Here is a 4,052-nt window from a genome sequence, read left to right on the forward strand (position 1 = left end):
AATAATTGGTCCCATATGACAGAGGAGACTGTCACGCAGACGTTTTCGCATAAATCGGCGGCTCAGGGGATGATACAATCTCACGGTAATCTGATCATTAACGCTGATAATATTGAGAATAACTATAGCATTATAAAAGCAGGAGAAAATGCGGATATCCATGCGAATGTGTTGACCAATGTAGGGGCAACAGCCTATAAAAACACTTATCTTGGTTGTCAGGCAAATACAGATAGTTATTGTTATGCCTATAATGCCGATGGCAGCCGCAATGTTTCGTTAGATATAGCAAATAACAAGGATCGCCAAACTGGTTCAGAAGTTCTCGATACCGTTTCTGGTCTTGTGCAAGCGGGTGGCACTTTAAATCTAGTGGTCGATCAACTCAACAACACGGCAGCCGAAGGGTCCATTACGGGGGATGCGCATTTTGAAGCCCAAGCGGCTGGAGGTAATCCGCTGGAGGCATTGAGTGGTTTGACTGGGGCTGGTGCTTTGTTTACCCCGAAAGTGGATCTCAATGGTACAGAAGAACTTTCTGAGGGCAGCACTTTGCCTTTACCAAAGCCCCAATCGGGGGGTGTTGGGGGCACGTTGCCTCAACAAAATTTTATTTATGAAACGAGAGCAGATTTTCTTGATGTTGGCAAATTTTATGGTTCCGCCTATTTTTTAAACAGAATTGGTTATAAGCCAGATAGAGAGATTTTTTTCTTAGGAGATGCTTATTTCGAAAAGCAACTGATTGAAAAACAAATGCGTGATTTGGTTGGTCAAGGGTTGGGCAAAGGCTCCTTTATTCCAGGAAGTGATGCCATTGAACAAGTCAAAAGTTTGCTGGATGTCGGGTCAGAATATGCCAAAGCCCACAATCTCCCCTTTGGTGAACCTTTAAGTGAAGAACAATTGGCAAGTTTAGAAGCACCGATGGTGATTTATGTTCGCCAACAGGTCAAGGGCATGGATGTTTATGCACCGGTGCTTTACATTCCTGAAAAAGACAGAGCCTCCTTTGTTTCTGCTGGTGCTTTGATCATGGGGGATGATGTCAATATCACCAGCCAGAATACAAGCATTTCAACAATTATCAATTCAGGGCGGATTACAGCAAATCACCAGTTGCGTGTGCATGGCGGGGATATCCTCAGTCAAGGGGGGCATTTTGCAGCTGGTGGTGATGCTGTTTTGCTTGCAGAAAACAATATTCGTTTGGAGGCAGGGCGCACAATGGTTGATGGTGTGGAAACTGTTTTAAACACCAATGCCTTGTCTTCTGGGGGCAATGCAACCGTTCTTGCTAAGAAAGATATCACAGCCTCAGGGGTRRAGRTCACCACWGGGGGTGATCTTGCCATGGTTACAGAGCAGGGTAATTTRACAATCGGTRCTGTTAAAACCGAGCACCATGATGCGCAGGGTGATGCCACCATGCATCAACAATCAGAAGTTCATTCTGGCGGCTCAACAATACTTCTTTCTGGAAAAGATTTGAATATTTTAGGCTCTGAAGTTCAAGCRMMGGATAATCTTTTCTTACAAGCAAAAGAAAATGTTTCGATTGATGCCACGCGCAACAGTGCCAATAGCCATCAGGGGGATCAAACCTCCCATGTTGCTGTGCACAATGGCTCTCATTTAAGTTCAGGAAAAGATACCACTGTTCTCTCTGGAAAAGATATCCATGTCTCTGCGTCCGATATCGATGCGAAGGGCAATGTTGCTCTTGGTGCTCAAGGGAATATCACAATAGATACCAAATCCGATGAGATGGCGTATCATCTTCAGAATAAAAACCTTAAAGTTGATATGCAAGGCTCGCGAGCCGTTGGCTCTTCGATCAATGCTGGGGGTGATGTTACGGCGATAGCAGGGCAGGATGGCAAACCACATGATCTCACCATCACGGGCAGTTCTGTTACGGCTGAGGGCAAGGTTGGGCTGAAAGCCAGCAACGATATTCTCATCAACAATGCGGAAAATAGCTTACATTATGAGATGTCGTATCATAAAGAGGGTGGGGTGTTCAGTAGCAGCAAATCCCAGCATAACAAGATTGATGCGTCCCAAGTTGTGGGTTCACTCATATCGGGGGGCAAAGGTGTTGCCATTGATTCAGGAAACAACACGAAAGTTGTCGCCTCGACGCTTACAGCCGGCAAAACAGGAGAAACGCCAGAAGATCAGAAACAAGCGGATATTACCGTGCACTCTGGTGGCAATATTCTCATCAAAGGTGTGCAAGAAAAGTATGATCAGCAAGAGCAATCCTCAAAAAGTGGCTTTTTGCATGAAAAATCTTCCGATACATCTGAATCCCATACAACAACGATTTCCTCTATCCTTGGGGCGACGGGCAATATTGTGTTAGACGCACAAAGAGATAGCAAAATCACAGCTTCTCATATGATTGCCAATGAAGATATCAGTATGGCAGGACAAAGCGTGACGATTGATGGCATGACAGATCACCATAGCAGCCATTCAGAAACTCATGAAACGGGTTTTGGTGTGGGATCAGGCAAGGGTTTTGTTTCGATATATGGGAGTGAGGAAAAGACAGAGAATGAAGAAAGCTTTGAACATCAAGGCTCTTTGCTCAATGGTAAAAATATCATCATCACCGCCAAAAAAGAAGATGTGAAAGTGGTTGGTTCTGACTTTAGCGCAGAGGAAGATATTAAGCTTTCAGCAGCCCATAATGTGAATGTTTTGCCTGGTCATAATCGTCATAGCGCAAACACAAAGGAAGAACGGTACAATTGGAAATGCTATACTGACTGGCATGAAAATCAATCACCTCTTTACCAAAGGCAGGGAGTTTGTTGATTGGTTGAGTGGTAATACAGGAGAAAAGGGGAATATAACGAAAGGACTAAGCAGCCCATTAGGAAGGATAGGGGGCTCCACCAAGGATGCTCTTGCGAATATATCTGGTGCATCTGGCAGTGTGACAGTGGGCTTTAAGACAGAGAAAATAGAAGCTTCTTCTGAAGTCTCCRCCGCGGTGACCACAACAATAAAAGCAGGGCATTCTATCAACATGCAAGCCCACAAAGGCAGCATTCATGGTGTTGGCGCTGATATTATTGCTGGTACAAATCCTCTGAACAATGATGAACAAAGCGGAAATATCACCTTGGATGCAAAACAACATATCCTCTTTGAAAGTGCACAAAACACGCAGAGCACACAAAACAGCAGTGAAAGTGCTTCAATGAGTGTTGGCTACGGTTATGGCACGGGTGGCGCAGGGGCAACGGGTAGTGCTGCTTTTAGTCAAGGGGAAGGCTCCAGTGCACAGGTTCAACATAAGAACAGCCATATTATAGGCACCGGCACTGTTCATAACAATAGTGGAGGAAACACCACATTGGCAGGCGCTGTAGTTTCTGGAAACCGTGTAGAGATGGGTGTTGGGGGTGATTTCACCATTACCAGCCTCAGTGATACAGGACAAAGTTCCAGCAAGCAAAATTCTGTTTCTGTTGGCTTTGGTGCTGGAGCAACGGGTGGTGGAGGTTCAATGAGCGCCTCTTTCCAAAAGGATCAATCCTCTAGTGATTATCACAGTGTTGTGGAACAATCCGGCATCAAAGCGGGTGATGGTGGCTTTGATATTACAGTGGCGGGTGCAACAAACTTGACCGGAGGCCTTATTGACAGCAGTGCCTCAGCCGACAAAAATAAATTGACCACAGGAACCATTACGACGAGTGATATTGCCAACAGTGCGCATGCGACAGCCAGCAGCCATGGTTTTAGCCTTTCTGGAAATGACACGATAAAAAACATTGCCAAGAATGTTTTAAATCATGGTAAAGCCAAGGATGGAGCAGAAGGTGAAACCAAATCGGCTATCAGCGATGGCGCCATCATCTTAACCGGTGAAAGCAATCAGAGGGTGATGGGGCAAGATGCTGGAGAAATCATTGGCTCTCTCAACCGCAATACCGCAGCAGCCCACCAAGCTGTCGCACCAATAGACGCCACATCGCTTGAGGGAGCAGTGCATAATCGCTTAGACATGATCAATGATTTATCTGATGAAGGAT

Annotated in this window: 1 pseudogene; it reads left to right on the forward strand. The window is 45.4% G+C overall.

Annotation, left to right across the window (positions count from 1 at the left end):
• Window positions 1-4,052, forward strand: a pseudogene (locus CEV08_RS09025) (hemagglutinin repeat-containing protein); the annotation flags it as partial.

The organism is Bartonella tribocorum, assembly GCF_002778015.1.
Taxonomy (GTDB): domain Bacteria; phylum Pseudomonadota; class Alphaproteobacteria; order Rhizobiales; family Rhizobiaceae; genus Bartonella; species Bartonella tribocorum_B.